The organism is Kamptonema sp. PCC 6506 (assembly GCF_000180455.1).
GTDB lineage: Bacteria > Cyanobacteriota > Cyanobacteriia > Cyanobacteriales > Microcoleaceae > Kamptonema > Kamptonema formosum.
Genome location: NZ_CACA01000063.1, coordinates 1 through 3,930 on the forward strand (window position 1 = coordinate 1; position 3,930 = coordinate 3,930).

At 39.8% G+C, this 3,930-nt stretch carries 4 protein-coding genes and 1 pseudogene; 4 read left to right on the top strand and 1 reads right to left on the bottom strand.

The features are described 5' to 3' along the window. Window positions 1–160 precede the first annotated feature (160 nt). Window positions 161–1,510 carry an MFS transporter gene (locus OSCI_RS03245; protein ID WP_007353430.1) on the top strand — a complete coding sequence of 450 codons (1,350 nt, stop codon included), beginning with the start codon at window positions 161–163 and terminating at the stop codon, window positions 1,508–1,510. A 122-nt stretch (window positions 1,511–1,632) separates the two neighbouring features. Here the strand turns inward: OSCI_RS03245 and OSCI_RS03250 are convergent, their stop codons facing one another. Continuing rightward, the gene (locus OSCI_RS03250; protein WP_007353431.1) at window positions 1,633–2,997 is read right to left on the bottom strand and encodes a hypothetical protein; all 1,365 of its coding nucleotides are present in this window, start codon (window positions 2,995–2,997) and stop codon (window positions 1,633–1,635) included. Window positions 2,998–3,159: 162 nt separating this feature from the next. Between OSCI_RS03250 and OSCI_RS31850 the strand changes: the two genes are divergently transcribed. The 3 genes and pseudogenes from OSCI_RS31850 to OSCI_RS28175 form a co-directional block, all read left to right on the top strand. Further along, window positions 3,160–3,288 carry a hypothetical protein gene (locus OSCI_RS31850; RefSeq protein WP_007353432.1) on the top strand — a complete coding sequence of 43 codons (129 nt, stop codon included), beginning with the start codon at window positions 3,160–3,162 and terminating at the stop codon, window positions 3,286–3,288. Between the two features lie 237 nt (window positions 3,289–3,525). Next, window positions 3,526–3,735 (top strand): hypothetical protein, encoded by a 210-nt coding sequence (locus OSCI_RS03255; RefSeq protein ID WP_007353433.1) that lies wholly within the window; start codon window positions 3,526–3,528, stop codon window positions 3,733–3,735. Between the two features lie 5 nt (window positions 3,736–3,740). Continuing rightward, window positions 3,741–3,930 (top strand): annotated as a pseudogene (locus tag OSCI_RS28175) (GNAT family N-acetyltransferase); the annotation flags it as partial.

Consider the following 3,930-nt stretch of genomic DNA (forward strand, 5'->3'; position numbering starts at 1 on the left):
TTCTTCCTTCTACTTAGACAGAGGTTTCAACCCCTGGCGGCTTTCTTTTTAACTTGACACCAATGGGCATTACCGTGTCCTTACCCCTTATCTGTGCTGCACTCAACTAAAAACTGCTGTATGATAAACTGCTCTTAAGCAAACGAGGAACTAAAAAAACATGGTCTTATCAGAAAAAAAGCGCAACCCTGGATTATGGGTATCAATATTATATTTCGCAGAAGGATTTCCCTACACTGTTGTAAATTTAATGTCGGTAATTTTTTTAAAAGGTCTGGGAGCCAGCAATGAGTTAATTGGCTTAACCAGCCTTTTGTCTTTTCCCTGGGTATTAAAAGGTTTATGGGGCCCGATAGTTGATTTATACTCCACTAAACGCCAATGGATTTTAAACACAGAAATCATTTGTGCTGGTCTATTTTTCTGGCTAGCGCTTGGCGTGTTAATGCCCCAGACTCTGGTAATATCACTTGTGATTTTTACAATAATAGCATTTGTTTCAGCTACCCACGATATCGCCATAGATGGATTTTATTTAAAGGCTCTAAATAAAGATCAGCAAGCGCTATTTGTTGGCGTTCGTAATACGGCTTACAGAGGAGCAGTAATTGCCGGAAGTGGTCTGTTAGTTTTTTTAGCGGGTTCTTTTGCAGAACAGCATTTAGTAGCAGGAAATCCTACTGATGCTAAAGTATATAAAGATATTACGTTTTCAGTTTTTGGTTCCTCGTTTAATCTTCATCCTTTGGAGTTAGGATGGGCGATCGCATTTGGAATTGGTGGAGTAATATTTATTTTGATTTATCTATTTCAGCGCTGGTATTTGCCAGAGGTAGAAAGTCGCGCGATCGCCTACAACAAATCCACACAAACAACCAGCTTTATCGACGAAGCATTTGAAGAAGCATTTAGAACCTATTTCAGCCAATATAAAATAGGTTGGATTGTTACTTATGTCTTAATTTTCCGCCTTGGTGATGCCTTAACTTTCAAAATGGCTCCTCCATTTTTAATGGATACAATACAGAAGGGCGGATTAGCAGTTTCCACTGCTGAAATGGGTTTGTTATCTGGTACTATCGGCGTAATTTTTCTTTTGATTGGAGGGCTACTTGGCGGATATTTAATCGCCAAACAAGGGTTAAAAAAATGGATGTGGCCTACAGCTATACTGCAAAACTCAACTAATGTATTGTATTGGCTGTTAGCAATGTATCAACCGAGTATTATTTGGGCCTATGCAGTCAACTCCATAGAACAGTTTACCTATGGACTTGGCGTAGCTGCCTATACTGTATTTTTAATGCGTACAGTTCGACCTGAATATGAAGCTTCCCATTATGCAATTACCACAGCATTTATGGCCGCAGGCGTATTAATTCCCGGAGTTTTTAGCGGTTATTTGCAGACTTGGCTGGGAGGATATCAGCATTATTTCTTATTTAGTTCTCTGGCTGTTATACCAGGGATGTTAACAATTTTCTTTTTGCCTTTAGAAGATCCGAAATAATCCTCAGTTGTCGGTCAAAACTCTTGGGGGCAGGCATCTTACCTGCCCTCATAACAAATCCAGGTTAGTCATCCCCTTTATTAGCAATAATCCGTCATTAATTATAAATCAATCCTAGTTTCTTAAATAGTAATAAAATCTCTCGTACTCAGGGTACTTACAGCGATTCCTTCAACAATTGCCAGTACCTCACCACTCTTCGCAACAGTAATTAATGGCCCATTATTACCAGGAATAATTTTAAGTTGAGCAAAGGTAAAGCCTCCACTTAAAACGATTATATCTTCACTATCTTCAAAATCAACAATAGTATCAATTCCCGCAAACGGAGCTAACACAAACCTATCTTGTCCGCTACCGCCAATTAAGATGTCATCGCCAGCATCACCGCTGATAAAATCAGCTCCTTCCCCACCACTGATAGTATCGATTCCTTTACCGCCGTAAAGAAAATCATTGCCATTTCCACCACTAATAGTATCATCACCTTGATTGCCTCTGAGGGTGTCATTCCCGTTGCCACCAATTAATGTATCATCGCCGCCGCCGGCGCTAGCAGAATTATTCTGTGCATCCCCAACTAAATAATTAGCTTGAGATGGAGCCAGAGCGACTTGAATCTGCTGCAATAGTCCCGAAAATGAAAAATTACCGCTTGTTCTCAATCTCTCTGCACTTTCTCTGGTTTTTAGCGCCTCTGATAAATTGGGTTGTATAAAAGAGAGAGCTGTTTGAAACTCTGTAAAATCAGAGTCATTGGTATAGGTAAAACTAGGAAGTATTAATTGATCTGTAGAAACCTGCCGTTGAGAAAAACCATCAGGAGGATTGGTTAATAAATTGTCGGTTCGATTTTTATTTAAAATAATTAAGGGTCGAATATTGGGATCGTTAAAACTTTGGAGAAAAACTCTACCTGTCAGAAATGATTCCCCAAAAAGGCTAACAATATCTCCGTTAACTATGTAGTGATTAACAGTTTTGTTCGCGCCTCTTAGGTTACGCCTAAAAGTATTGACGGTATCGGCTGAAACACCAGGAGAGTTGAAGGTAAATATGTCTCCAGTTTTGGAGGTAAATTCAGCAGCAAAAATTTGAGCTAAAGCTCCTCCCATCCCGTGACCGATAACATCGGGAAGTAAGCCTGTAGGATTCTTAAAAGAATCTTCAGTTATTTGTGTCAGCCAGCTTTGTAAAATTTCTCTATTGTTGTCAATTTGCAAGTAACCAACACCACGCTCATCAGAGAAGGCGGCATCATCTTCTATAAAGTCTGTACCGCGAAATATCAAAACTGGAGATGTATCGGGGTCAGTGGAAGCAAGTCCGATAGCATGAAGACCACTTTGCAGATCGTCGAATATTTGATCTATATAGTAGTTGTTAGTTTCCAGAAAACTTTTAACTTGCTCTTCAAACTCAGGTTTATCGTCCTGATACGCTATTATTTTTGCCAGAGCTTCGTAAAGGGACGGTTCCGCACTCATATTTTTTGGGTCAGTGCCTAATAAAAAGTATGTTGTTGTAGTTCAGAGTTAAGAAGACTGAACTACAAGAACATACAGAACGAAGTAGTTATTAGTTGTTATTTATTAGTTTACAGCAAAGTTACGAAATCAGCACTACCGATCGCACTAATTATTCACGCCTTGACAGTACCTAAAACTTGTGAACGCAAATTAATGACGGTAGAATTACCTGCTGAGGCGATCGCTAACTGTTTGAAGGTGATACTCCACCGACCAAAATCTGTTCTTGACCCTATTGGCAGTCGGTAATGATTTTTGTACCCAGGAGGCAGCCGACGAGAGGGCGATCGCTTTTTACCTTAATTGTAAGGCTAATGATTGCTTTGCTTGAACCGTATTGTATCATAGCTTTTTTATAAAGTCAAGCTAATCTTGGCAAAATTTATAACTATGTTTTAAAGAATTGTCAAGTAGCGAAATAATCTACTATTATCTTCAGAAGATGATCTTCGCGATCGCGAGTAAAAACTCAACAATTTTGTATCTATGGCTTTCATTCGTCAGTACGTCGCCCCTTTAATCGCAGTTATCATTTTTTTTCTCGCTCTCGCCGCAGTTAGTGCTCGGATTTTTTTGCCGAATGATATGGCCGCACCAGCTCCTATTGAAGAAGTTAGTCCCCAAGCTCAGCACGCTCAAACACCCACATTAAATGTTGTAGTGGGAAGCGGTGAATCGATCGCGATCGCCCATTAATTCCTATGGTATCCGTTGAGTTAATACCAGGCTATCAGTTGCGTACAGGTTCGGGACTAGACCGTGCAAAATTGGTAAAATTCATGTACAAAACTTACCATGAACTTCACCCCGATCGAGAATTAGGTCATTTAGCTCTAACAGTTGAACAGTATTTTTCTAATAAAACTCCCCTGTGGTGGGTGGAATGGGAGG